Below are 22708 nucleotides of genomic sequence, written 5' to 3'. Positions count from 1 at the left end.
CGAGTCGAGCGGTGGTGTTCACCCGAAGAGGGCCTTCAGTATATAAAAGAAAATGATCGACAGGATTGCACCGGCCGGCAGCGTGATGATCCAGGACAGGAAGATCGTGCGTACCACATCCATGTTGAGGGCCCCGATGCCGCGCGCCAGGCCGACACCCAGTACGCCGCCCACCAGGGTGTGGGTGGTCGAGACCGGCAGTCCCGTACCGGAGGCCAGCACCACCGTGGTGGCCGCCGCCAGGGTCGCGGCGAAGCCGCGGCTGGGTGTCAGTTCGGTGATGCCCGTGCCGAGCGTGGCGATGACCTTGTGGCCATAGGTGACCAGGCCGATGACGATGCCAGCGCCGCCGAGCAGGAGGATCCAGGTGGGCATGCTGCTCTGCTGTGCAACACGGCCGCCGCTCTCGACGATGCCGATGACCGCGGCCAATGGACCGACGGCGTTGGCCACGTCATTGGATCCGTGCGCGAAGGCCATGGCGCAGGCGGTGACCATCATCAGGATACCGAACACCTTCTCGACACTATTGAAGTGAAAGTCGCTGTTCTCACGCGGATCGAACTTCAGGCGGCTGATGGCGAAGATGCCGCCCAGCGTGACCAGCAGGCCGATGGCGATGGCGATGGCATAGCCCTGCCCCACATCGAGTTCGAGCCCCGTGTGCGACAGCCCCTTCTGGATAGTGACGAGCGAGATGATGAAGCCGGCCAGAAAGATGTAGACGGGCACGTGGCGCTTGGCCGCCTGCAGCGGGTCATGGGCGTTGAGGATGAACACCTGTACGCTGACGAACAGCCAATAGGCGAGGATGCCGGCCAATGTGGGTGACACGACCCAGCTCATGACGATGGAGCCGACCTTGCCCCAGTGGACGGCATCGAAGCCGACACCGACTGTCGCGAAGCCGACGATGGCACCGACGATGGAATGCGTGGTCGAGACCGGCCAGCCGCGCTGCGAGGCGAGCATCAGCCAGATACCGGCCGCGAGCAGCGAGGCGAGCATGCCGAAGACCAGCAGCTCCGGATCGTCTGTAAACAGGCTGGCATCGAGCATGCCGCTGCGGATGGTCGCGGTGACCTCACCGCCGGCGAGGTAGGCACCCAAGAATTCGAAGATCGCGGCGACGATGATGGCCTGACGTATGGTCAGGGCGCGTGAGCCGACCGAGGTGCCCATGGCGTTGGCGACGTCGTTGGCGCCAACGCCCCAAGCCATGAAAAAACCGAACGTACAGGCCAGGACGATGAAGATCGTAGCGTGGTCCATGTGGATCCCGGTGAGTCAGCTCAGTCGCGGATAATCAACGTGCGAGCATGAGCTCGAGGCGGCTGCCGACGCGCTGGGACAGGTCGGCCAGATCGCCGATCCAATCGATCACACGGTACAGGAACATCACCTCGACGGGTGGCAACTCGGTTTCACGCTTGAACAATGCTGCACGCACGCGTACCTGGATTTTGTCGGTATCGCTTTCGATCTGGTCGAGCTTGCGGATGATGGAGTGGACCAGGTCGACCTCACCGCCGCGAAAGCCGGTCTCGACCAGTTCGTCCAATTCGTTGATGGCCGCCTGCGCCTGCATGGCAGCATCGATACAGCGCTCGAGGTAGGTCGTGAACAGTGGTGGCAAGGGGTCGGGGATGACCATCTCGCGGCCGGTGATCAGGCCGGCGATGTCCTTGGCACGGTTGGCGATCTTGTCCTGGGAGGTGAGGACCTCGAGGACGTCGCGCCGCGAGACCGGCATGAACAGGCTGTGGGGCAATTGCAGGCGCATCTCGCGCTTGAGCTTGTCGGCGTCCCGTTCGAGTTGCGCGACGTGCGCCTGGTGGGCGCGCGCCTCGTCCCAGTCCTCCGCCAGAACCGCCTTCATGAATGGCCGCAGCGCCTGGACGCAATCGATGACGGCCGCCATCTGGCGCTGCAGGGGTCTGATCGGCGAGACACCGAACAGGCTGGAGATCGTGGTGCGTACCATACCGGTACCTCGGTGGCTCGGGATGACCGGCGTAATTGTAACCTGAAACCCGTGTGCAGGCTCAGCCCGGTTCACGCAGCCAGGTGGCCGCCTGTTTGGCGAAGTAGGTCAGGATGCCGTCGGCACCGGCGCGCTTGCAGGCCAGCAGGGATTCGAGCACCACCGCACGCTCGTCCAGCCAGCCGTTCTGGCTGGCGGCCTTGAGCATGGCGTATTCGCCGCTGACCTGATAGACGAAGGTCGGTGCCCCGAACCGGTCCTTTACGCGCCGCACGATGTCCAGATAGGGCATGCCTGGTTTGACCATGATCATGTCGGCGCCTTCCTGCAGATCCAGGGCGACCTCGCGAAGCGCCTCGTCGCTGTTGGCGGGGTCCATCTGATAGCTGTATTTATTCCCTGCGCCCAAGTTTGCCGCTGAACCCACGGCATCCCGGAACGGCCCGTAGAAACTGGAGGCGTACTTGGCGGAATAGGCGAGGATACGGGTGTTGATGTGGCCGGCCGCCTCGAGTGCCGAGCGGATGCGGCCGATGCGGCCATCCATCATGTCCGACGGCGCGACCACGTCGGCACCGGCGGCGGCGTGCGACAGCGCCTGTTTCACCAGCACCTCGACGGTCGCGTCGTTGAGCACGTAGCCGGAGGCATCGATCAACCCGTCCTGGCCGTGGGTGGTGAAGGGATCGAGTGCCACATCGGTGATCACGCCCAGCTCCGGATGGGCCTGCTTGAGCGCGTGGACCGCCCGCTGTGCCAGGCCCTCGGGATTGAAGGCGTCGCGCGCGTCCTCGCTCTTGCCTGCGGCGGGTGGTACCGGGAACAGGGCGACGGCGGGGATACCCAGTCCGACCAGTTCGTCGGCCTCCTTGAGCAGTTCGTCGATGCTGACGCGCTCGACGCCTGGCATGGATGCGACCGGTACTCGCTGCCCACTGCCTTCGACGACAAACATGGGGTAGATGAGGTCGTCTGTGCTCAGCCGCTGCTCGCACATAAGTCGTCGCGAAAACGGGCTACGCCGCATACGCCGCATGCGTACCTGCGGGAAAGCGCCCGTGCCGGTATCGAATTCGCTCACTGCCGCGACCCTCGCCTGTCAGAAATCGGAAGCCGAGTGTACCGGCTGAGACTGCAGGCGTCACGGTGGACGCGTGCTAGCATGCCCCGGAGCCTGTCGGGCTCGGGGTTGAGTCACTGCGCCGGCGGGATAGCAGCCCATTTTCCCGATCCTGCTCGTCAAATAGCTACGGCTATTCTTTTCGAAGGATCGAAAAAACGACCTCGCTCTCTCGCCCGGCTCGTTACGACCGCCCGCGACCGACAGGCTCCGGGCGTGTCAGAGGTACCCTGGAGATGCCTTCATCCGACTATCGGGTTGCTGAATCGGTATGGCTGGAGCCGGGCGCGGCGCTGCCACCCGCGGGCTGGTATGCAACCCCCATGTCCGCTGCGGCCGCCGCCACGTTTTCCCAGGCGGCGCAACGCGCCGCGCAGCGTGCTCTGGTCGCCGGCGGCGATGTCTGGCGAGCGCGGCTGGGCGAACTGGTCGGTCACTACTGGTCAGGACAGCCGGTGGAGCTGGGTTACCAGAGCCTGATGGCGACGGCACCGCAGGATGCCAGGCCGCTGGTGGAACTGGTCTACGGCCAGTTGCTGGTGAGCCGCAAGCGTCACGGTGCGCTCCAACACCTCGATCGTGGCTTCGCCATGCTGACCGCGCTCCTGCGTCCGGCCGATTACTTTGCCCTGCTCAAACGCCACGAACTGCTGCGGCTGCTGGTCTTGACGGAGGCCGGTTCCAGTCCGCTCGACCTGACGGACTTGCTGCTGGAAGCAAAGGTAATCCGGCGTCTGCGGCGTGGCGGCCGCGGGCGGATGCAGAAACCGTCTCACGATGACACCGTGGGATGAACGGATGTGGGGGTGCGACGTTTTTTCGTCACTCCCTGGCGTCAGGCTGGCGGGGATCTGCCATATCAGGCCGTGGCAACATGCCACGCCAGCCGGTCAGCTATATATGTTACACATATTTTTCAGTAAGTTACTATTTGTTAGTTAGGATGGCATGCCACGTGCATTGGAGTACTCTGAGGGCGGCGTGGAGCATTCAAGGACGAAAGGGTCACGCCGTTAACCTCATCGGGACCAGGTAGTGATGCAGTCCCCTGTGGCATGAGTCCGGGCGGGATCGAACCCAAACATATCGGACTGAATCGGATCGCTGACGACATGGTGTGCAGTACCGCTAGCCGGAACTCCTGAAGTGTCGCGCGATCCATACGGGTGAACTGGCTGGTTCGTTCCAGCGGGCTCATGCCACAGGTGACTCATGTGGTGGTTTTGATCGACTCCTCCGACGCTGAAAAGCGTTTTTAACCCTGCTGAACAAGCAGGGTTTTTTTTGTCAGGCCAGCAGCGGCGGTAGTTGCCGGGTCAATGCCTGTTTCTCCGCCACGGCGGTGCCCCCCAGGACGAAGCCGAGCAGATCGCCCTCAGGTCCGTGGAGCAGGGCACGGACGCCATCGACCGCCACCGTTTCCGCCCAAGCCCTTGCCCCGCCGACTGCCGGCGGGGCAAGGACCATGGGGTAGGCCGGCGTCTTCACCACCACCGGCATGGCCGGATAGCTGACCGGCGTCGGTTGGCCCGCCAGCGTCTTCGCGAGGGCACGCGCCGCGTGCATGATCGGCAGTACGAAGGGCAGCACCAGGCCGTCGACCTCTGCACAGTCCCCGAGCGCGTAGACGCGCGCCGCGCTGGTCTGCAAGTGGCGGTCGACGTGGATGCCGCGTGCCGTCGCCAGCCCCGCCGTCTGTGCCAACTGTAGACGCGGCCGCAGTCCAATGGCGGACAGCACCAGGTCCGCGGTCAGGACCATGTCGTCGGACAGGGTGAGCCGGAGACCCGAACCCGTGCGGTCGATGCGCTGGACCGAACGGCCGAGCCGCCAGTCCACACCGATGTCCGCGAAACGCTTCTGCAGTGCGGTGCCGAGCTTCGGGGAGACCAGCTGTCCGAGTGGCTGATCGGCCAGATCGACCAGCGCCACTTGGTAGCCGTGGCCGACGAGATCGTTGGCGAATTCGCAGCCGATCAGGCCGGCCCCGATGATCACAACCGAGCGTTTGCCCTCGAGTCGCGCGCGGAACACGGTGTAGTCGTCGAGATCGTTGATCGACAGTACGTCACCGGCACCATCGCCCTCGATGGGGAGCCGGATGGGGTCTGCGCCGACCGCCAGCAGCAGATCGCGGTAGACAATTTCACCCCGCGAGGTCGTCAGGTTGCGGGCGACGGGATCGATCGCCGTTACGATCGTTTCGGCCAGTATCGTGGCAGCGAGCTGGGCGGCCATCGTGGCGCACTCGGTATGTACCAGTTGCGTCGGCCCTTTGTCTTGAGCCAGGGCGTTGGAAAGCATCGGCTTGGAATAGAAGTCACCGGCATCGCGGGTGACGATGACGAGCGGTGTTGCGGTATCGAGTTTGCGGAACTCGCGGGCGACGGTGTAGCCCGCGAGGCCCGAACCGACAATGACCACGGGGCGGGCCTCTCCGGCCGCGCCACGGCTCACGCCATTTCGACCATTTCGAAGTCAGCCTTGCTGACGCCGCAGTCCGGGCATTCCCAGTCGTCGGGGATATCCTCCCAACGGGTGCCCGCGGCGATGCCCTCGGTGGGCAGGCCTTCGGCCTCGTCGTAGATGAACCCGCACACTACACATTCCCATTTTTTCATATCGTTTACCTCAGTCGGGTTTCAGCTGGTCCTTCCGTGTTCAGGCAGGCCGAGGCCTTTTCATGCTATCCACTCCGTGGCGACGGCGACTCGTTTGCTGCGCGCCGGCGTTACGCCTCGCCGATGCTGCAATCTTGCCGCTTTACGCCCCGCCAGCCAATATCCAATATGCCGGTAATGGATACAGATCTAGGGGTTGGGCCTGGTTGATCCTATAGAATTCGACCGCTTGGCGAGCGTCATGCGCGCCCGTCGAACTCGCCCAACCAGTCGCGTGGCCGCAGAAAGTCACTGTACAGCCGGGCCTCGTCCGTAGCCGGTGCAGGGTGCCAGTCGTAGCGCCATTCGACTTTGGGCGGCAGCGACATGAGGATGGACTCGGTGCGCCCGCCGGACTGCAGTCCGAACAGCGTGCCGCGGTCGTAGACCAGATTGAATTCCACATAGCGGCCACGGCGGTACAGCTGGAACGCCCGCTCGCGCTCGCCATAGGGATGCGTGCGGTGTCGTTCCACAATGGGTTCATAGGCCGGCAGATAGTGGTCGCCGACGCTGCGCATGAAGGCGAAGCTGCGCTCGAAGCCCCAGGCGTTCAGGTCATCGAAGAACAGGCCCCCGATGCCGCGTGGTTCGTTGCGGTGTTTGAGGAAGAAATATTCGTCACACCACTTCTTGTAGTGCGGATAGACATCGTCGCCGAAAGGCGCACAGGCGGCCTGCGCGGTGCGGTGCCAGTGGACGGCGTCGTCCACGAAGCCGTAGTAGGGCGTGAGATCGAAGCCACCGCCGAACCACCAGACCGGCTCGGCACCGGGCTTGCGGGCGACGAAGAACCGCACGTTGGCGTGCGAGGTGGGGATGTAGGGGTTGCGCGGGTGGATGACCAGCGACACGCCGAGTGCCTCGAAATCGCGCCCGGCCAGTTCCGGTCGATGCGCAGTCGCCGAGGCGGGGAGTCCGGGTCCGTAGACCTTGGAGAAGTTGATCCCCGCCTTCTCGAAAAGCGCACCGTCTTCCAGGACACGCGAGCGGCCGCCCCCGCCCCCCTCGCGGTTCCAGGTGTCCTCGCGGAACGGCCGGCCGTCGAGGCGGGTAAGGGCCGCGCAGATGCGATCCTGCAGATTACGCAGATAGTGTTCGACAGGGACGGTATCGACATCCGGCATGGCAGCGTGGTTCCGGGCGGACAGACAATGCCGCGGCATGATACACCAGCGCCCTGTCGGGCGGCGTGCCGCTCAGGCTGCCGGGAGTTGCGTCTCCAGGGTGACCCGGTTGCGGCCGAGCCGTTTCGACTGGTAGAGCGCCGCGTCGGCGCGGGCGACGAGGGCCTCGGCCGCTTCGCCACCACGGAGGCAGGCGATACCCAGTGACACGGTCACGCCGCCGAGCGGCTGCTGGTTGTCGGTGCGGCGCAGGCGCTGGCTTTGGACGCGGACGCGCAAGGATTCCGCCACCACGGACGCACCGCGCAGTGGCGTGTCGGGCAGCAGGATCGCGAATTCCTCGCCACCGAAGCGGGCCACCAGGTCTTGCCCCTTGACTGAATCCTTGAGGATATTGGCTACGAAGCGCAGCAGCTTATCGCCGACCAGGTGCCCATGGTTATCGTTGAAATGCTTGAAGTGGTCAATATCCGCCATGATCAGACAGAGTCTGGTCTCTGCGGTGGCGGCCGCGCAGCACGCCTCCAGGGCGGCATCGAAGGCCTTCCGGTTGGCGAGGTCCGTGAGCGCATCGGTGCTGGCCTCCTGACGGGCCGTCTCCAGCTGCTGGCGCAACTCGTCGAGTTCGTGATTGGTGTTCTGAAGCTGCTGTTCAAGGCACCGGTTGGCCTCCAACATGGTGCGCGTCTCGACTGTGAACTCGGTCAGCAGGCGCTGGAATTCGTCGCGGCCGAGTTCCCCGGTCAGGCGCTCGTGGTAAGACTCCAGGGTGTGGCCGTAGCGACTGGCCTGGCCGCCGGACTCGGCGAGCTGCTGTAATACGGCTGCGACCAGCGCGCGTACCTCGGCGCGCACCTGTGCGGTGATCCGCTCTTCGCTGGTGCGGAAATATTCGTCGTACAGTTCATCGCTCAGCTGGGCCGTAAGGCCACGCTCCTGTGCCAGGATGCGGTCGATGGAGTCCCTCAGTGCCCGGTTGCGGCCGCTGACATAGTCGTACCAGACGGTGTAGTGCCGGGGCGTCGCCGGGATGCCGTTGCGGGCCATCAGTGGCAGGGCGAGGCGGATGTATTCCGCAGCCTGCTGATGCGATTCCGGGTAGTGCGTGGTCATGGTGGTTCCTTTCCGCAGCGTCCAGCCCTCCGCGACGGCATACGGCGGTTGATACGACCGCAGGTCAAGCGTCGGACCGCCGACACCGGCGACGTCCGCTGGTGCGGGGGTAGCAGGAACCGTGCCAGAGCAGTGGTTATCCGGCGCGGATGATGGACCGGGTGCGGCCGTCGCGGATCTCGCTCGGCCTGGCCTGGCCGCCCAGCGGTGCGGTCAACACATGATCGACGCCAGCGCCGAAGTAACGGCGGACCTGCAGCGGCGTTCGTGCGGGCTCCCGGCCGTGCGGATTGGCGCTGGTGGACACCAGGGCACCGCCGAAGCGGCTGCAGAGGGCCGCCGCCGTGGGGTGGGCAGTCACGCGCACTGCCAGCGCAGCGTGCCGACCGCGCAGCCATACGGGCACCTCGGGGCGGCACGGGAGCACCCAGGTGACCGGTCCCGGCCAGGTTGCGAACACGCATCTGTGCAGGGCTGGGGGCAATGGCAGTAGAAAGGCCTCCAGCTGGGTGAAATCGGCGGCGATCAGAATGAGGCCGGCGGCGCGCGGCCGGCACTTGAGGTCGAGGATGCGTTGGACGGCCCGCGGATCGAGCGGATCACAGCCCAGGCCGTAGACCGCCTCGGTCGGGTAGGCGATGACGCCACCGGCACGCAGCCAGCGCCCGGCCAGCCGGAGTCTCCAGGGTTGCGGCAACGCGGGCGCGGCCACCGGTTCAGGCGTCGTCGGTCTCGGCGGTCGCGCCGGCCTCGTAGGGTTCACTGAAACCGCAATCCTTTTGCGGGCAGACCTTTTCCGTACCCTTGCGCTTGGTGGTCTTCAGCGTGAGGATCGGCCAGTCGCAGTCGGGGCAGGGTCCGGCGATGGGTTCGTTCCACACGGCGTACTTGCATTCCGGGTAGGACGAGCAGGAATAGAAGATCTTGCCGGCGCGCGACTTGCGCTTGAGCATGGTGCCTTTCTTGCACTCCGGGCAGGTGACGCCGGTGTCAGAAGGTTGCTCCAGCGGCTCGATGTGGCGGCAGTTGGGATAGCCGCTGCAGCCGATGAACTTGCCGTAGCGGCCGTGCCGGATGATCAGGTCGGAGCCGCATTCGGGGCATTGGCGGCCCTCGACCTTCTCGGGCTCGGCGCTGCCCTGGTCGTCTTCCAGGTTGCGCGTGTAGTCGCATTCCGGATAACCGCTGCAGCCAATGAAGCGCCCGCGCCGGCCGAGGCGGATATTGAGCGGCTTGCCGCATTTGGGGCAGGCCTCGTCGAGCGCCTCGGTGGTGACGTCCTGGCGCGATACACTGCTCTCTTTCTCTTCGACCAGCTTACTGAACGGCTCCCAGAAGCCTTTCATCAGCGGGATCCAGTCCCGCTCGCCGCGCGCGATCTCGTCGAGGTCGTCCTCCAGCGTGGCGGTGAAGGCGTAGTCGACATACTGTGTGAAGTGCTGGGTGAGGAATTTGCTGACTACCCGGCCGACGTCGGTGGGCTGGAAGCGGCGTTTGTCGAGGGTGACATAGTCGCGCGCGATCAGGGTGGAGATGATGCTCGCATAGGTCGAGGGCCGGCCGATGCCGTGCTCCTCCAGCGTCTTCACCAGGCTCGCCTCCGTATAGCGCGGCGGCGGCTCGGTGAAGTGCTGTTCCGGGCGGATCGCGAGCAGCGCGACGACATCGCCGGTCTGCAGCGGCGGCAGCAGGCGGTCATCGCCTTCGCCCTTGGCGTCATCCAGACCCTCCTGATACACGGCCATGAACCCCGGCTTGGCGATCGTGGAGCCGGTGGCGCGCAACAGGTTGCCCGCACCGCACTCGAAGTCGACGCCGACGGTGTCGATGGTCGCGTGGACCATCTGGCAGGCGACGGTGCGCTTCCAGATCAAGTCATAGAGCTTGAATTGATCGGACGTCAGAGAACTCTTGAGCGCCTCGGGCACCTGCGCCGCCGCCGTCGGGCGGATGGCCTCGTGGGCCTCCTGGGCGTTCTTGGCCTTGGTCTTGAAGGCGCGCGGCTCGGACGGCAGATTCGTCTTACCGTAGCGTTCGGCGATCAGTGCGCGTATCTCGTCGATGGCCTCCGTGCCGAGATTGACCGAATCGGTGCGCATGTAGGTGATCAGGCCGACCGCACCGGCACCGATATCGATGCCTTCGTAGAGTTGCTGCGCCACCCGCATGGTGCGACTGGCGGAGAAGCCGAGCTTGCGTGAGGCCTCCTGCTGCAGGGTCGAGGTGGTGAAGGGTGCCGAAGGGTTGCGCTTGCGCTGTTTCTTCTCGACGGCACCGACGGTGAGCTTGCCGTTCGCTGCGGCGCTCAGCTCGTGCCCGATGGCATGCGCACGATCGCTCTGCGTGACGGAAAACTGGGTGACCTTCTTGCCATGCAGTTCGGTGAGCTTGGCGACAAAGCCCTGGGCGTCCTTCTCCAGATCGGCCTCGATGGTCCAGTATTCGCGCGACTTGAAGGCCTCGATCTCCTCCTCGCGTTCGACGATCATGCGCAGGGCAGGGCTCTGCACCCGCCCCGCCGACAGGCCACGACGCACTTTTTTCCACAACAGCGGCGACAGGTTGAAGCCCACCAGATAGTCGAGCGCACGGCGCGCCTGCTGGGCGTTGACCAGATCCATGGAGAGTTCCCGCGGATGCGCCACGGCCTCGTTGACGGCGCGCTTGGTGATCTCGTAAAACACCACCCGGTGCACGGGCTTATCCTTCAGCAATTTCTTCTGCTGCAGGATTTCATACAGGTGCCAGGAGATCGCCTCACCTTCGCGGTCCGGGTCGGTCGCCAGAAACAAGGCATCCGCCTTTTTCATGGCCTTGGCGATGCCATCGACATGCTTGGCATTCTTATCGATGAGCGCGTAGCGCATCGCGAAGTCCTGCTCGGGATCGACGGCCCCACCCTTCGGGACCAGGTCGCGCACATGACCATACGAGGCCATCACCTCGAAGTCCTTGCCCAGGTATTTCTTGATGGTCTTGGCCTTGGCCGGGGATTCGACGATGACCAGGTTTTTGCTCATGGCGGCGTGGCCGGTTCTCGGTTCCTAATCGGTACCGGAACCGGCGCGACGGCCATCATGGGCACGCCACAGCACGCGGTTCCGGACAAGGTAATTCAGAATGGATGCGGCGCAGGCTGCGCCGTGCTGCGATTCAGTGCAGGGTGCCGGCGACGTTGTCGAACACCAGATCCTCCATCCAGGCGTAGGCGGCCTCCTGGCCGGGTTCATTGAACAGCACCATGAGCACGATCCACTTCAGCTGTTCGATATCCATATCGTCGGAGTCCAGGGCGAGGACGCGGTCGATGACCAGCTCGCGGCTGGCCGGCGTCAGGATGCCCATCTGCTCCAGGAACATCAGAAAACCGCGGCTTTCAACGTCCAGGTACTCCATTTCCCGGGTGGTGAACAGCCGGATGCTGTGAGGCGCCGAGGGTACCGGCAGGCCGGCCTCGCGGTGGGCGGCCAGGCCCTCCAGCCATTCAAAGGCCTTGGCGACCTCGCTGGGGGGGAAGCCGGCCTCCAGCAGTTCGACGTGCAGCGACTCACGGTCGGGGTTGGCCTCGGTCTCTTCATCAAGATAGTAATTTTCAAAGAGATACATAAGCACGTCCAACACGCTTTCTTTCATTTCGACCTCACGTTGCGCTGCGGACATAACGCCCGCCAGCCTGGGAAGCCACATGGCCTTCAAGCTCCAGGATCAGGAGCATGGAGGAAACCTCCGCCGCCGTCAATCCGCTGCGGCTGGTCAGTTGATCCACGGAGACAGGGTCAAATCCCATTAAATCAAGTAGTTGTGCATGTGAAGGTGAGGCCCGTCCGGGGTTGTCAGGTCCCTGGTCGGGGGCAGCCGTTGATGCCGGGAGGCTGGCGGCCAGGGGGCCCAGTTCCTCCAGGATGTCGTCCGCCGTCTCCACCAGTTTGGCACCCTGGCGGATCAGGGCGTGGCAGCCGCGGGCGAGCGGGTTGTGGATGGATCCGGGGATGGCGAAGACCTCGCGCCCCTGTTCCAGCGCATGCCGTGCGGTGGTCAATGAGCCGGAGCGCGGTACCGCCTCGACGACCAGGGTGCCCAGGCTGAGTCCACTGATGATGCGGTTGCGGCGCGGGAAATTCTCCGGTCGCGGCTCGGTCCCCAGCAGGAACTCCGAGACCAGCGCGCCGCCGGTGGCCGCGATTTCATGGGCGAGGTCACGGTGGCGGGCCGGGTAGACCCGATCCAGGCCGGTGCCCATGACGGCGATGGTTGTGCCCTTGGCCGCGAGGGTGCCCCGATGGCTGGCCGCATCGATGCCGACTGCCAGGCCACTGGTGATGGTCAGGCCGACGTCGGCCAGGTGAGCGGCGAAGGTGTGCGCGGTCTCCTCGCCCCCGGCCGTGGGGTTGCGGCTGCCGACAATGGCGAGCTGCGGTCCCTGCAGGAGGGCCGCATCGCCGTGGACGAACAGCAGTGGCGGCGGGTCGGAAATCTCCGCCAGCAGGGACGGATACTCCGCTGTGCCCCAGCGCAGTATCCGGTTACCCGGTGCCTGGGCCCAGGCGAGGTCCCGGTCGACAGCCGCCCAGTCGGGCGCCTTGAGGTAGTCGTGCAGGGGTTTGGGCAGGGTGGCCGGCGCGCCGGTCCCGAACAGCGCAGCCACGTCGCCGAACTCATCGAGCAGCCGGATGAAGGTGGCCGGCCCGACACCGGGGGCCCGCAACAGCGCCAGCCAATGGCGCAGGGATTCAGCGGTGGGGGTCATGAATGCGGCGGCGCGGCACCCTTGCGGGTGCCGCGCCGTGGCATGGGTTCAGCCCTCGAATCAGGGGGTGGCGACGTGATCGAGCACATGGATGGGTCGGATCGCTTCCATGATTAACCCATAACTCACCTTGTCGAAGGTACGGAACACCATGACCAGGCCGGCGTCCTCGTCCGGCAGGGTCACTTTGTCCTTGGGTGCCGGCGTCACGCTGTCGAAGATCTCCTCGCCGGCCTTGCGGACGCGTAGTACATGACCGGCCTCCATGCCTTCGCGGGTACCCAGATTGAGCACGACGATCTGATAACGGCCTACCTGGCTCACGCCGTCATGCACGGCGATGATGCGCCCTGTGACATCTGCGGCGGGCGGATGGGGCAGGAAGCTGGCGTGGATCTCGTCCTGGGACACGGGCTTCAAACGATCCCCGATGGCGATCTCGCGCGTGGTCCGTTCCAGGTAAAGCGTGGCCGGATCACCGTATTTCTGTACGGTGGCATCACCCAGATAGATGGCCTGATAGCCCAGCACTTCCTGGGTATCGGGGTCGATCAGTACATCACCCGGGTGGTAGACGTTGTAGCGGGCCTGCGCGGTATCGGTGATACTGCGGACATAGATGCGGTCGCCTGCGCCGGTCACGAGGTGCTCGTCGGCGCTCTGCACGACATAGGGTGCGCGCTCCATTTCACCCTCATCGACCACCAACGGCTGGGTCAGGAACTGTTTGATGGCATCGATCGGGATGGTCGGGATCGCGCGGTCGATGCGCTCCTCGCGGACCTGTGGAGACAGTTTGATCGTCTGAGGACCACGCTGGACGCGCAACTGCGGTTTACCGTCGACGTAAATCAAGGTGATGATGTCGCCGGGGTAGATGAGGTGCGGATTTTCGATCTGGGGATTCACGTACCAGACCTCCGGCCACAGCCAGGGGTCCCGCAGGAAGCGTTCCGAGATGCCCCAGAGCGTGTCCCCCTTCACGACCACATAGCGGTCCGGGTGGTCGGGGTTGAGTGCGACCGCGCCGGCGAGTGCCGGTGCGGTGAGCAGCGCGGCGAGAATCAGTCCCAGGAATTTGTTGGCCATATGCATCCCTATGCTGCTGTTGTTGTGCGGCCGACTGTTGCATGGCGGCGTGGAACGGTACCCAGAGCCGACGCCACCGCAGTCTAGCCCAAAAACCCTACCCCAGAAAGTGTGGAAACCGGGGCTCGAATTCCATTATTATCGCTACGTTACCGAATTTACTTTAGCAACATGACCGCGCGTATCAAAGCGTTGTGACCGACCGCACATGGCCAAGCTCCAAATCCTGCATTTCCCCGATCCGCGTCTGCGCACCCGCGCGCAACCGGTCGACGCCGTCGATGCCGAGATCAGGCGTCTGGTGGATGACATGTTCGAGACCATGTATGCCGCCCCCGGTATCGGACTCGCCGCCACCCAGGTCAACGTGCATCGCCGCGTCCTCGTGGTGGATATCAGCGAGGAGAAGGATCAGCCGCTGACCTTCATCAATCCTGAAATCCTAGAGCGGCAGGGCACCGAGGAAATGGAGGAAGGCTGCCTGTCGGTACCCGGCTTCTATGAGAAGGTCCAGCGCGCCGAGCACATCCGGGTCCGTGCCCTGGACCGTGACGGCAAGGCATTCGACCTTGAGACGGACGGGTTGCTGGCGGTCTGCATCCAGCACGAGATCGACCATCTGGACGGCAAGCTGTTCGTCGACTATCTCTCGAACCTGAAGCGCCAACGCATCCGCAAGAAGCTGGAGAAGGCCGAACGCCACGGTGACGCCCAGCCAGCCATGGCCGTGCGCCACGGCGAGCCCGTTATTTAGGTACTCACGCTGCGATCGCGGTGACCAGCGGGTACAATAGCCGCCGTTTCCTGACGTCATCAGCCGCAAAGGTCGCGCTGTTCCCATGAGGATCGTCTTTGCCGGCACGCCGGAATTCGCGCTGCCCAGCCTGCGTGCCCTGCTTGCCAGTGTGCACCCCGTCGTTGCCGTCTATACCCAGCCGGATCGGCCTGCCGGGCGCGGCCGCACGCTGCGCGCGAGTCCAGTCAAAGAGCTGGCGTTGGCGCACGGCATACCGGTCGTACAACCGCTTACCCTGAAGACAGATGCGGCGCGGGCGGGGCTGGCGGCCTATCGTCCGGATCTCCTGGTGGTGGTCGCCTATGGGTTGATCCTCCCGCAGGCCGTCCTGGATCTGCCGGCCAGAGGCTGCGTCAACGTGCACGCCTCCCTGCTGCCGCGCTGGCGCGGCGCGGCACCGATCCAGCGCGCCATCCTGGCTGGCGATCGTGAGACCGGCGTCACGCTGATGCGTATGGAGGCCGGGCTGGATACCGGCCCGATGCTGGCCCGGGCGACCTGTCCCATCGGTCCCGCCGATACGGCGGCCGACCTGCATGATCGCCTGGCAGCCCTGGGTGGAGACCTCCTCGCGGCCAAGCTCGACGCCCTGCTTGAGGGCGCGCTGCGCGAGGAACCGCAGGATAATGCACAGGCAAGCTATGCGGCCAAGCTCGACAAAGCCGAGGCCCCACTGGACTGGCGGAGGTCCGCGACCGACCTGGTGCGTCAGGTGAACGCCTTCAACCCCTGGCCGGTCGCGCAGACGGCGCTCCACGGCCAGGTGCTGCGGGTGTGGCGTGCCGAGCGCGTCGGTGGTTCCGGGGAACCCGGCACGATCCTCCAGGCGGGGCGGGCCGGCGTGGACGTCGCCTGCGGCGTGGACTGCCTGCGCCTGCTGGAGGTGCAGCTGCCCGGGGGACGGCGCATCGGCGCGGCCGACCTGGCCAACCGTCCGGCCCCCCTGGTGGGTATCCGCCTCGATTCGGCGACCCTGCCCCGAACGGCCGGACGATGACCGCACCGGCCCGGCTGCGGACCCTCGCCGGAGAGGCTGTCGATCAGGTCATCGGTGCTCACCGTTCGCTGAGCCTGGTGCTGCCGGAGGTGCTCACCCGTTGCCAGCCCGCGGACCGCGGCCTGGTGCAGGAACTCGTCTACGGCACCTTGCGCTGGCGGTTCCGCCTGGAGGTGCTGCTCGCGCAGTTGCTCCGGCAGCCGCTGAAGGCAAAGGATCGGGACATCGGTGCCCTGCTGCTCATCGGTCTTTATCAGCTCGGGTATACGGCGGTTGCGCCCCACGCCGCGGTCCATACGACCGTCGAAGCGGTGCGCGCCACCGGCAAGCGCTGGGCCGTCCCGCTCGCCAATGCCGTGCTGCGGGGCTACCAGCGACGGCGCGCGGAAGTCGATGCCCGCGCCGACGCGAACGACGCGGGCCGTTGGGCGCATCCACGCTGGCTGATCGAGCACATACGTCGTGACTGGCCGGACGACTGGGAGCGCGTCCTGACGGCCAACAACGAGCGCCCGCCCCTGGCAGTGCGCGTCAATACTCGACGCCTCGACCGGGAGGCCTATCGACACCGTCTGGAGGCTGCGGGCCTGGCCCATACCGTGCTCCAGCTCGCACCCCAGGGGTTGGTCCTCACGACGTCGGTGGGCGTCGAACACCTGCCGGGGTTCCAGGAGGGTCAGGTGTCCGTGCAGGATGGCGCGGCGCAGTTGGCGGCCACGCTGCTGGATGCCGGTCCGGGCATGCGTGTGCTGGATGCCTGTGCCGCACCCGGGGGTAAGACCGCGCACATCCTGGAGCTGCAGCCGCGGCTCGCCGAGCTGGTGGCCGTCGACAGCGACGCCCGGCGCGCCCAACGCATCCATGAGAATCTCGCGCGCCTGCAGCTGGATGCGACTGTCATCGTCGGTGATGCGGGTACGCCGCAGGCGTGGTGGGACGGCCGGCCGTTCGATCGTATTCTGCTGGATGCGCCCTGCTCCGCCACCGGCGTGATCCGCCGGCACCCCGACATCAAGTCGCTGCGGCGCGCGTCGGATATCGACGCGCTGGCCCACTCGCAGGCGCGCCTGCTGGCCGCTGTGTGGCCGTTGCTCGCCCCCGGCGGTATGCTGGTGTACGCGACCTGCTCCCTGCTGCGGCAGGAAAACGAGGAGCAGATCGCCGTGTGCCTGGAGCATCACGCGGACGCCGAAGAGCGTCGGCTGGATGTGCCCTGGGGCGCGGCCTGCCGCCACGGCCGCCAGCTACTGCCGGGCGCTGCCGATGCCGAAGGGCTGGGCATGGACGGCTTCTATTATGCTTGTCTGGTCAAACGACCTGAGGATTGCTGAGCGCATGCAAGGAGGGCGTCCGGGAGGAGGTTTGGTGGGGTGTCCGGGAGAATATCCGGGAGGGTGTCTGGCGAGGCGCTGCCACCGGCCCCGTGCCTGGCTCTGGTTGATCGGGTGGGTGTGGCTGTGTTCCGCATCCCTGCTGCAGGCCGAAGAATCCGGTTATTTTGTCGTGCGTGATGTCCGATCGAGTCTCGATCAGGGCGTCTATCTGCTGGATGCCAATATCGATTTCCGCTTCAGCGAGGCGGCACTGGGCGCCCTCCACAGCGGCTTGCCGCTGGTATTGCGGATCGAGATTCGCGTCGAAGACAACCGCCGCTGGCTCTGGAATGAAGCGGTTGCCGTCGTCAATCAACTCTATCGTCTGCAGTTTCACGCGCTGTCCGATCGTTACCTGGTGCATAACCTGAACACCGATACGAGGCAGAGCTATACCACCCTCGCGGACGCCCTGTATGCCGTCGGTTTCGTACGTAACTTCCCGGTGCTGGATGCACGGCTGCTGGACCCGGGGAAGACCTACTTTGGACGCCTGCGCGCCACCCTGGATGTCGAGGAACTGCCCACGCCCATGCGCCTATGGGCCTATGTCTCTGATCAGTGGCGTCTGACCAGCGAGTGGTACCGATGGCAGCTGTCGCCATGAGACGCTACGGCCGCGGGCTGGTGCCGATGCTCGCGCTGTTCGTGCTGTTGTTGGTGTCGCTGTCGTTCATGAGCGACGCCACCCACAACTCCGAGCAGTTCGGGCGCATGTACTCTCTGCTGTTGCTGACCAATGCCCTCGGGCTGATGGTGCTGACCGGGCTCATCGGTACCAATCTCTACTGGCTGCTGATGCAGTATCGTCGGCGGGCCGCCGGTGCGCGCCTGACCTCGCGTCTGGTGCTGATGTTCGTGGTGCTCGCCGTACTGCCGGTATCGGTGGTGTACTACTTCTCGCTGCAGTTCCTGCAGCGCGGTATCGACAGCTGGTTCGACGTGCAGATCGAGGCATCGCTGGAGGATGCGCTGGAGCTGAGCCGGTCGTCCTTCGAGGCGCGGCTGCGCGAGCGGCTCCATCTCAGCCAACGGCTCGCCGATGAACTCACCGAGGTACCCTCACCGATCGCGCCCCTCAGCCTGTTCGATCTGCGGGTGCGTTCCGGCGCCAGCGAGCTGACCCTGATCGGTGCCAATGGTCGTATCATCGCCTCGAGCAGCCTGGAGGCCATTCAGATCGTCCCGGACCGGCCGACCGACGCCGTGCTGCAGCAGGTGCGCCAGGGTCAGCCTTATGTCGGTCTTGATCCCATCGGCGACGAGTTGCACATCCGCGCGGTGGTCCCCGTTCCCTCCGGCGGCCCGGGTGCCGAGATGCGCATTCTACAGGCGCTCTACAGTGTGCCCGAGCGGCTCAATACCAAGGCGGATCGTGTACAGGACGCCTATGCGCGCTACAAGGAACTTGCCTACCTGCGCGTCCCGCTCAAGCACAGCTACACGCTGACCCTGTCGATGGTGCTGCTGCTCAGTCTGCTGTCGGCAGTGTGGGCCGCCTTCTATTCAGCGCGCCGGCTGGTTGCGCCGATCCGCGATCTGGCCGAGGGCACACGCGCAGTGGCGGATGGCGACTACAGCCAGCAGTTGCCCGTCAGCGGGCATGACGAACTGGGTTTTCTCGTGCAGTCCTTCAATGTGATGACGCGACGGCTGGCCTATGCGCGCGACGAGGCCAGCCGCAGCCAGCAACAGATCGAGGGTCAGCGCACCTATCTCGAGGCGCTGTTGGCGAATCTGTCATCCGGCGTCGTCAGTCTCGCGCCGGACCTGCAGGTGCGTACCATCAACGACGCCGCCGGCCGTATCCTCGATCTGGACCCGCTGGATTGCGCCGGTATTGCACTGGAACGACTGGCCGAGCAGCATCAGTACCTGCAGCCGCTGACCGACGTGATCTTTGCGCGTCGCCGCGAGGCGAGTGATCAGTGGGCCGAGGAGGTGACGCTGTTCGGCGTGCGTGGCCGGCAGGTGCTGATCTGTCGGGCGGCAGCGCTGCCCGGAGATGCCTCGCAGCCGGGTGGTCTGGTGCTGGTGCTGGACGACATCACTGCGCTGATCCAGGCCCAACGCGACGCCGCCTGGGGTGAGGTGGCGCGGCGTCTCGCCCACGAGATCAAGAACCCGCTGACGCCCATTCAACTGTCGGCCGAACGGCTGCGACGCAAATTTCTCGAGCATATGTCCCCCGCGGATGCCGAGATCCTCGATCGGTCTACGCATACCATCGTGCAGCAGGTGGAGACCATGAAGGAGATGGTCAACGCCTTTTCCGAATATGCACGCGCCCCGCAGATCCGGCTGTATCTCGTCCACCTCAATCGTCTGGTGCGCGAGGTGCTCGACCTCTACCGTGGCGCGGGTGGCAATCAGCGCATCGGTACCGAGTTGGATCCCAGCAACCCCTGGGTGGAGGCGGATATCGGACGTATGCGGCAGCTGCTGCACAATCTGATCAAGAACGCCCAGGAGGCGGTCGCGGGCCAGCCGCCCGGGGTGCATATCATGGTGCGCACCCGCATGGCGAGCGAAGACGATCGGCGGTTCGTCGAGCTGTCCGTGAGCGACAGCGGTCCGGGTTTCGGCGAGACGGTGCTGAATCAGCTGTTCGAACCGTACGTGACGACCAAACCCAAGGGTACCGGCCTCGGTCTGGCGATCGTGAAGAAGATCGTCGAGGAGCATGGCGGCATGGTGATCGCCGAAAACGCACCGGAGGGCGGCGCGTTGGTACGCATCCGCTTGCGCGCCGTCGAGGCGCCCACAGCCAGCGCGCCGTCCGTCTTGGTGCAACCGCCTGCATAGGGTTTATACTCGGCCCAACGCCCGCATCTCTGCCGGTGCGATAGCCCACCCAACAGACCCAACAACTATGGCGGCTGCATACATACTGGTGGTGGATGACGAGCCGGATATCCGCTCTCTGGTCCAGGAGATCCTCGAGGAAGAGGGTTACGAGGTCGATGTCGCCGAAAACGGTGAGGCCGCGCGTCGCGCACGCCGTGCCCGGCGGCCCGATCTGATCCTGCTCGACATCTGGATGGAGGATGTCGATGGCATCACCCTGCTGCGCGAGTGGGGTGACGGCGGCGTCCTCCCCTGTCCCGTGATCGTTATGTCCGGGCACGGTACCGTCGAGACCGCGGTCGAGGCGACACGTCTGGGCGCCTATGACTTCATCGAGAAGCCCATCTCGCTGGCCAAGCTCCTGCTCACTGTCGAGCGCGCCCTGGAGGCCGACCAACTGGTGCGCGAAAATACCGGCCTCAAGCGTCTCGAGCCGGTCGTTCCGGAGCCGGTGGGGCGCGGTGAGGCCATGCAGCGGCTGCGCGAGCAGGCACGGCGCATCGCCCAGCACGATAGCTGGGTGCTGATCACCGGCGAACCGGGCGCTGGTAAGAAGACCTTCGCCCATTACCTCCACAATCACAGCGCACGCCGTCAGGGTCCGTTCGTCGAGGTCGGTGTGGGGTCAATGTCGTCGCACACCTCGGCGGCCGAGCTGTTCGGCAGCGAAGAGGGCGGGCGGTTGAGCTATGGACGTTTCGAGCAGGCCCATGGCGGCACGCTTTATCTCGATGACATCGCGGACATGGACGAGCAGACGCAGGTGCGGCTGTTATCAGTCCTGGAGACCCGTTCCTTTCTGCGGCAGGGCGGCAGCGAGCCGGTACGGGTCGATGTGCGCATCATCGCCGCCACCCATCGTGACCTGAAACGGGAGGTCGTTGACGGCAATTTCCGCGAGGACCTCTACTACCACCTGAACGTGGTACCGCTGCGTATCCCCGCGCTGACCGAGCACTGTGAAGATATTCCGGATCTGCTCAACTACTATGTCGACTATTTCGTGACCCGCGAATCGTTGCCCTATCGGCATTTCTCCGTGGCGGCACAGAATCGTCTGCGCAACCACACCTGGCCGGGCAATATCCGCGAGCTGAAGAATATCGTGCAGCGTCTGCTGATCCTCGGTGCCGGCGAGGAGATCACGATCGAGGAGGTGGACTCCGCACTGGGTGCGCAGGTGGTGGCCGCCGCTGCGGGAGGTGCCGCGCTGCCCTTCGACCTGCCGCTGCGCGAGGCACGCGAACAGTTCGAGAAGGCCTACCTCGAACACCAGCTGACCGATGTCGGCGGCAGCGTGGGCAAACTGGCCAAACGTGTCGGCATGGAGCGCACCCACCTGTACCGTAAACTCAAGGCGCTCGGCATCGATGCCAAAGGGAAGTGATTAAAGCCATGCCGTATTTCCGGGCCGGGTCGTCCGGCGGAACCTTGCTTCCGTATGGGGCCGCGTGTGTGCACACACGGATGAGCTCATGAAGATCATCATCCTCGGCGCCGGCCAGGTGGGCTCCTCCGTAGCGCACAATCTCGCCAGCGAGTTCAACGACATTACCGTCGTCGATGCGAACAGCCGGATCCTGCAGGATCTGCAGGATCGCCTGGATATTCGCACCGTGGTCGGTCACGGTGCCCATCCCGACGTGTTGCAGCGCGCCGGGGCCGAGGATGCCGATATGATCATCGCCGTGACCAACAGCGACGAGACCAACATGATCGCCTGTCAGGTCGCCTACACGCTGTTCCATACACCCACCAAGATCGCACGCGTGCGCGCCGCGGAATTCCTTAGCCAGCCACGCCTGTTCTCACAAGATGCCCTGCCTATCGACGTGCTGATCAGCCCGGAGCAGCTGGTGACGGACTATGTGCAGCGGCTGATCGATTATCCGGGTGCCTTGCAGGTGCTGGACTTCGCGGACGGCAAGGTGCAACTGGTTGCGGTACGCGCCTATTACGACGGTCCGCTGGTCGGTCAGGAGTTACGCGCCCTGCGTGAGCACATGCCCAAGGTCAAGGCGCGCGTCGCGGCGATCTTCCGGCGCGGTCGCGCGATCATTCCCGGAGGTGATACCGTCATCGAGGTGGATGACGAGGTGTTCTTCGTGGCGGCACGCGGCGACATCCGCGCGGTGATGGGTGAGTTACGGCGGGAGGACCGGCCGATCAAGCGCATCATTCTGGCCGGTGGCGGTAATATCGGCATGCGCCTCGCCCAGGCCTTGGAGGGGCGCTATCAGGTCAAGCTGATCGACAGCAGTCCGGAGCGCACGCGCATGCTGTCCGAGAGTCTGGAAAATACCATCGTATTGCTGGGCGACGCGGCCGACGAAGAGTTGCTGCTCGAGGAGAACATCGAAAACACGGATGTGTTCTGTGCGCTGACCAACGATGAGGAGGCGAATATCCTCTCTGCCATGCTGGCCAAGCGGCTCGGTGCCCGCAAGGTGATGTCGCTCATCAATCGAGCCGCCTACGTGGATCTGGTGCAGAGCGAGGCCATCGACATCGCGCTCTCGCCCCAGCAGGCCACGATCGGCAGTCTGCTCACCCATGTCCGGCGTGGTGACGTGGTCGCCGTGCATTCCCTGCGCCGCGGCGCAGCCGAGGCCATCGAGGCCGTAGCCCACGGTGATCGTAGTACCTCGAAGGTGGTTGGGCGGGCGCTGCAAGACATCAAGCTACCGACAGGTGCCAGCATCGGTGCCATCGTTCGTGGCGACGAGGTGCTCATCGTCCACCACGACACCGTCATCGAAAGCGGTGACCACGTCATCTTGTTTCTGGTCGACAAGCGACGTATCGCCGATGTGGAACGTCTGTTTCAGGTCGGCGTCACGTTCCTTTGACAGCAT

The 22708-nt window shown here is 64.9% G+C and carries 20 protein-coding genes; 8 read left to right on the top strand and 12 right to left on the bottom strand.

The genetic code is table 11. The features are described from left to right. Positions 1–18: 18 nt before the first annotated feature. The 3 genes from K8I04_11485 to hemB all read right to left on the bottom strand — a co-directional run bounded on the left by K8I04_11485 (position 19) and on the right by hemB (position 3020). Positions 19–1272 (bottom strand): inorganic phosphate transporter, encoded by a 1254-nt coding sequence (locus K8I04_11485; protein ID MBZ0072332.1) that lies wholly within the window; start codon positions 1270–1272, stop codon positions 19–21. A 34-nt stretch (positions 1273–1306) separates the two neighbouring features. Further along, positions 1307–1984 (bottom strand): TIGR00153 family protein, encoded by a 678-nt coding sequence (locus K8I04_11480; GenBank protein ID MBZ0072331.1) that lies wholly within the window; start codon positions 1982–1984, stop codon positions 1307–1309. A 61-nt stretch (positions 1985–2045) separates the two neighbouring features. Continuing rightward, the gene (hemB, locus tag K8I04_11475) at positions 2046–3020 is read right to left on the bottom strand and encodes a porphobilinogen synthase (protein ID MBZ0072330.1); all 975 of its coding nucleotides are present in this window, start codon (positions 3018–3020) and stop codon (positions 2046–2048) included. A 320-nt stretch (positions 3021–3340) separates the two neighbouring features. Here hemB and K8I04_11470 point away from each other — a divergent pair, with 320 nt between their 5' ends. Next, positions 3341–3898, top strand: a complete 558-nt coding sequence (locus K8I04_11470; GenBank protein ID MBZ0072329.1) for a hypothetical protein — start codon at positions 3341–3343, stop codon at positions 3896–3898. 493 nt (positions 3899–4391) lie between these two features. On the opposite strand, the gene K8I04_11465 is transcribed toward K8I04_11470, so the two are convergent. The 9 genes from K8I04_11465 to K8I04_11425 form a co-directional block, all read right to left on the bottom strand. Further along, positions 4392–5561 carry an FAD-dependent oxidoreductase gene (locus K8I04_11465; protein ID MBZ0072328.1) on the bottom strand — a complete coding sequence of 390 codons (1170 nt, stop codon included), beginning with the start codon at positions 5559–5561 and terminating at the stop codon, positions 4392–4394. Continuing rightward, complete coding sequence (locus tag K8I04_11460; protein MBZ0072327.1) at positions 5558–5725, bottom strand: rubredoxin; 168 nt, start codon at positions 5723–5725, stop codon at positions 5558–5560. Before K8I04_11460 ends, K8I04_11465 begins: the two co-directional genes overlap by 4 nt. A 239-nt stretch (positions 5726–5964) precedes the next feature. Continuing rightward, complete coding sequence (gene hemF / locus K8I04_11455; protein ID MBZ0072326.1) at positions 5965–6891, bottom strand: oxygen-dependent coproporphyrinogen oxidase; 927 nt, start codon at positions 6889–6891, stop codon at positions 5965–5967. A 72-nt stretch (positions 6892–6963) separates the two neighbouring features. Then, positions 6964–8004: a GGDEF domain-containing protein gene (locus K8I04_11450; protein ID MBZ0072325.1), complete on the bottom strand. Its 1041-nt coding sequence runs from the start codon at positions 8002–8004 to the stop codon at positions 6964–6966. Between the two features lie 136 nt (positions 8005–8140). Continuing rightward, positions 8141–8701 carry a Sua5/YciO/YrdC/YwlC family protein gene (locus tag K8I04_11445; protein MBZ0072324.1) on the bottom strand — a complete coding sequence of 187 codons (561 nt, stop codon included), beginning with the start codon at positions 8699–8701 and terminating at the stop codon, positions 8141–8143. 19 nt (positions 8702–8720) lie between these two features. Further along, entirely contained in the window at positions 8721–11024 is a 2304-nt protein-coding gene (gene topA, locus K8I04_11440; GenBank protein MBZ0072323.1) for a type I DNA topoisomerase, read from the bottom strand. Between the two features lie 133 nt (positions 11025–11157). After that, positions 11158–11637, bottom strand: a complete 480-nt coding sequence (locus tag K8I04_11435) for a DUF494 domain-containing protein (protein MBZ0072322.1) — start codon at positions 11635–11637, stop codon at positions 11158–11160. Positions 11638–11644: 7 nt separating this feature from the next. Continuing rightward, positions 11645–12751 (bottom strand): DNA-processing protein DprA, encoded by a 1107-nt coding sequence (dprA, locus tag K8I04_11430; protein MBZ0072321.1) that lies wholly within the window; start codon positions 12749–12751, stop codon positions 11645–11647. Positions 12752–12811: 60 nt separating this feature from the next. Beyond that, positions 12812–13840 (bottom strand): LysM peptidoglycan-binding domain-containing protein, encoded by a 1029-nt coding sequence (locus K8I04_11425; GenBank protein ID MBZ0072320.1) that lies wholly within the window; start codon positions 13838–13840, stop codon positions 12812–12814. A 208-nt stretch (positions 13841–14048) separates the two neighbouring features. Between K8I04_11425 and def the strand changes: the two genes are divergently transcribed. The 7 genes from def (at position 14049) to trkA (ending at position 22702) form a co-directional block, all read left to right on the top strand. Beyond that, on the top strand, positions 14049–14594 hold the full coding sequence (gene def / locus K8I04_11420) for a peptide deformylase (protein ID MBZ0072319.1): 546 nt from the start codon (positions 14049–14051) through the stop codon (positions 14592–14594). 85 nt (positions 14595–14679) lie between these two features. Then, the gene (gene fmt, locus K8I04_11415) at positions 14680–15633 is read left to right on the top strand and encodes a methionyl-tRNA formyltransferase (protein MBZ0072318.1); all 954 of its coding nucleotides are present in this window, start codon (positions 14680–14682) and stop codon (positions 15631–15633) included. After that, positions 15630–16964, top strand: coding sequence for a 16S rRNA (cytosine(967)-C(5))-methyltransferase RsmB (rsmB, locus tag K8I04_11410; protein MBZ0072317.1), 1335 nt, complete (start codon positions 15630–15632; stop codon positions 16962–16964). The genes fmt and rsmB overlap by 4 nt, the downstream gene beginning before the upstream one ends. A 172-nt stretch (positions 16965–17136) precedes the next feature. After that, positions 17137–17613, top strand: a complete 477-nt coding sequence (locus K8I04_11405; protein MBZ0072316.1) for a DUF4390 domain-containing protein — start codon at positions 17137–17139, stop codon at positions 17611–17613. Next, on the top strand, positions 17595–19811 hold the full coding sequence (locus tag K8I04_11400; protein MBZ0072315.1) for a HAMP domain-containing protein: 2217 nt from the start codon (positions 17595–17597) through the stop codon (positions 19809–19811). Before K8I04_11405 ends, K8I04_11400 begins: the two co-directional genes overlap by 19 nt. Before the next feature lie 67 nt (positions 19812–19878). Next, positions 19879–21240 carry a sigma-54 dependent transcriptional regulator gene (locus K8I04_11395; protein ID MBZ0072314.1) on the top strand — a complete coding sequence of 454 codons (1362 nt, stop codon included), beginning with the start codon at positions 19879–19881 and terminating at the stop codon, positions 21238–21240. An 88-nt stretch (positions 21241–21328) separates the two neighbouring features. Then, positions 21329–22702 carry a Trk system potassium transporter TrkA gene (trkA, locus tag K8I04_11390; GenBank protein MBZ0072313.1) on the top strand — a complete coding sequence of 458 codons (1374 nt, stop codon included), beginning with the start codon at positions 21329–21331 and terminating at the stop codon, positions 22700–22702. Positions 22703–22708: the final 6 nt, after the last annotated feature.

The organism is Gammaproteobacteria bacterium (assembly GCA_019911805.1).
In the GTDB taxonomy this organism is placed as follows: domain Bacteria; phylum Pseudomonadota; class Gammaproteobacteria; order Thiohalobacterales; family Thiohalobacteraceae; genus JAHJQQ01.
Note: the sequence above shows the minus strand (reverse complement) of the source record. Positions and strands in the feature narration are given on the sequence as shown.

Excerpts from the sequence above, each read along its gene's own strand:
- K8I04_11485 (MBZ0072332.1), bottom strand. The coding sequence starts at position 1,272 with ATGGACCACGCTACGATCTTCATCGTCCTGGCCTGTACGTTCGGTTTT.
- K8I04_11480 (MBZ0072331.1), bottom strand. The coding sequence starts at position 1,984 with ATGGTACGCACCACGATCTCCAGCCTGTTCGGTGTCTCGCCGATCAGA.
- hemB (MBZ0072330.1), bottom strand. The coding sequence starts at position 3,020 with ATGCGGCGTATGCGGCGTAGCCCGTTTTCGCGACGACTTATGTGCGAG.
- K8I04_11470 (MBZ0072329.1), top strand. The coding sequence starts at position 3,341 with ATGCCTTCATCCGACTATCGGGTTGCTGAATCGGTATGGCTGGAGCCG.
- K8I04_11460 (MBZ0072327.1), bottom strand. The coding sequence starts at position 5,725 with ATGAAAAAATGGGAATGTGTAGTGTGCGGGTTCATCTACGACGAGGCC.
- hemF (MBZ0072326.1), bottom strand. The coding sequence starts at position 6,891 with ATGCCGGATGTCGATACCGTCCCTGTCGAACACTATCTGCGTAATCTG.
- K8I04_11450 (MBZ0072325.1), bottom strand. The coding sequence starts at position 8,004 with ATGACCACGCACTACCCGGAATCGCATCAGCAGGCTGCGGAATACATC.
- topA (MBZ0072323.1), bottom strand. The coding sequence starts at position 11,024 with ATGAGCAAAAACCTGGTCATCGTCGAATCCCCGGCCAAGGCCAAGACC.
- K8I04_11435 (MBZ0072322.1), bottom strand. The coding sequence starts at position 11,637 with ATGAAAGAAAGCGTGTTGGACGTGCTTATGTATCTCTTTGAAAATTAC.
- dprA (MBZ0072321.1), bottom strand. The coding sequence starts at position 12,751 with ATGACCCCCACCGCTGAATCCCTGCGCCATTGGCTGGCGCTGTTGCGG.
- K8I04_11425 (MBZ0072320.1), bottom strand. The coding sequence starts at position 13,840 with ATGGCCAACAAATTCCTGGGACTGATTCTCGCCGCGCTGCTCACCGCA.
- def (MBZ0072319.1), top strand. The coding sequence starts at position 14,049 with ATGGCCAAGCTCCAAATCCTGCATTTCCCCGATCCGCGTCTGCGCACC.
- fmt (MBZ0072318.1), top strand. The coding sequence starts at position 14,680 with ATGAGGATCGTCTTTGCCGGCACGCCGGAATTCGCGCTGCCCAGCCTG.
- rsmB (MBZ0072317.1), top strand. The coding sequence starts at position 15,630 with ATGACCGCACCGGCCCGGCTGCGGACCCTCGCCGGAGAGGCTGTCGAT.
- K8I04_11400 (MBZ0072315.1), top strand. The coding sequence starts at position 17,595 with ATGGCAGCTGTCGCCATGAGACGCTACGGCCGCGGGCTGGTGCCGATG.
- K8I04_11395 (MBZ0072314.1), top strand. The coding sequence starts at position 19,879 with ATGGCGGCTGCATACATACTGGTGGTGGATGACGAGCCGGATATCCGC.
- trkA (MBZ0072313.1), top strand. The coding sequence starts at position 21,329 with ATGAAGATCATCATCCTCGGCGCCGGCCAGGTGGGCTCCTCCGTAGCG.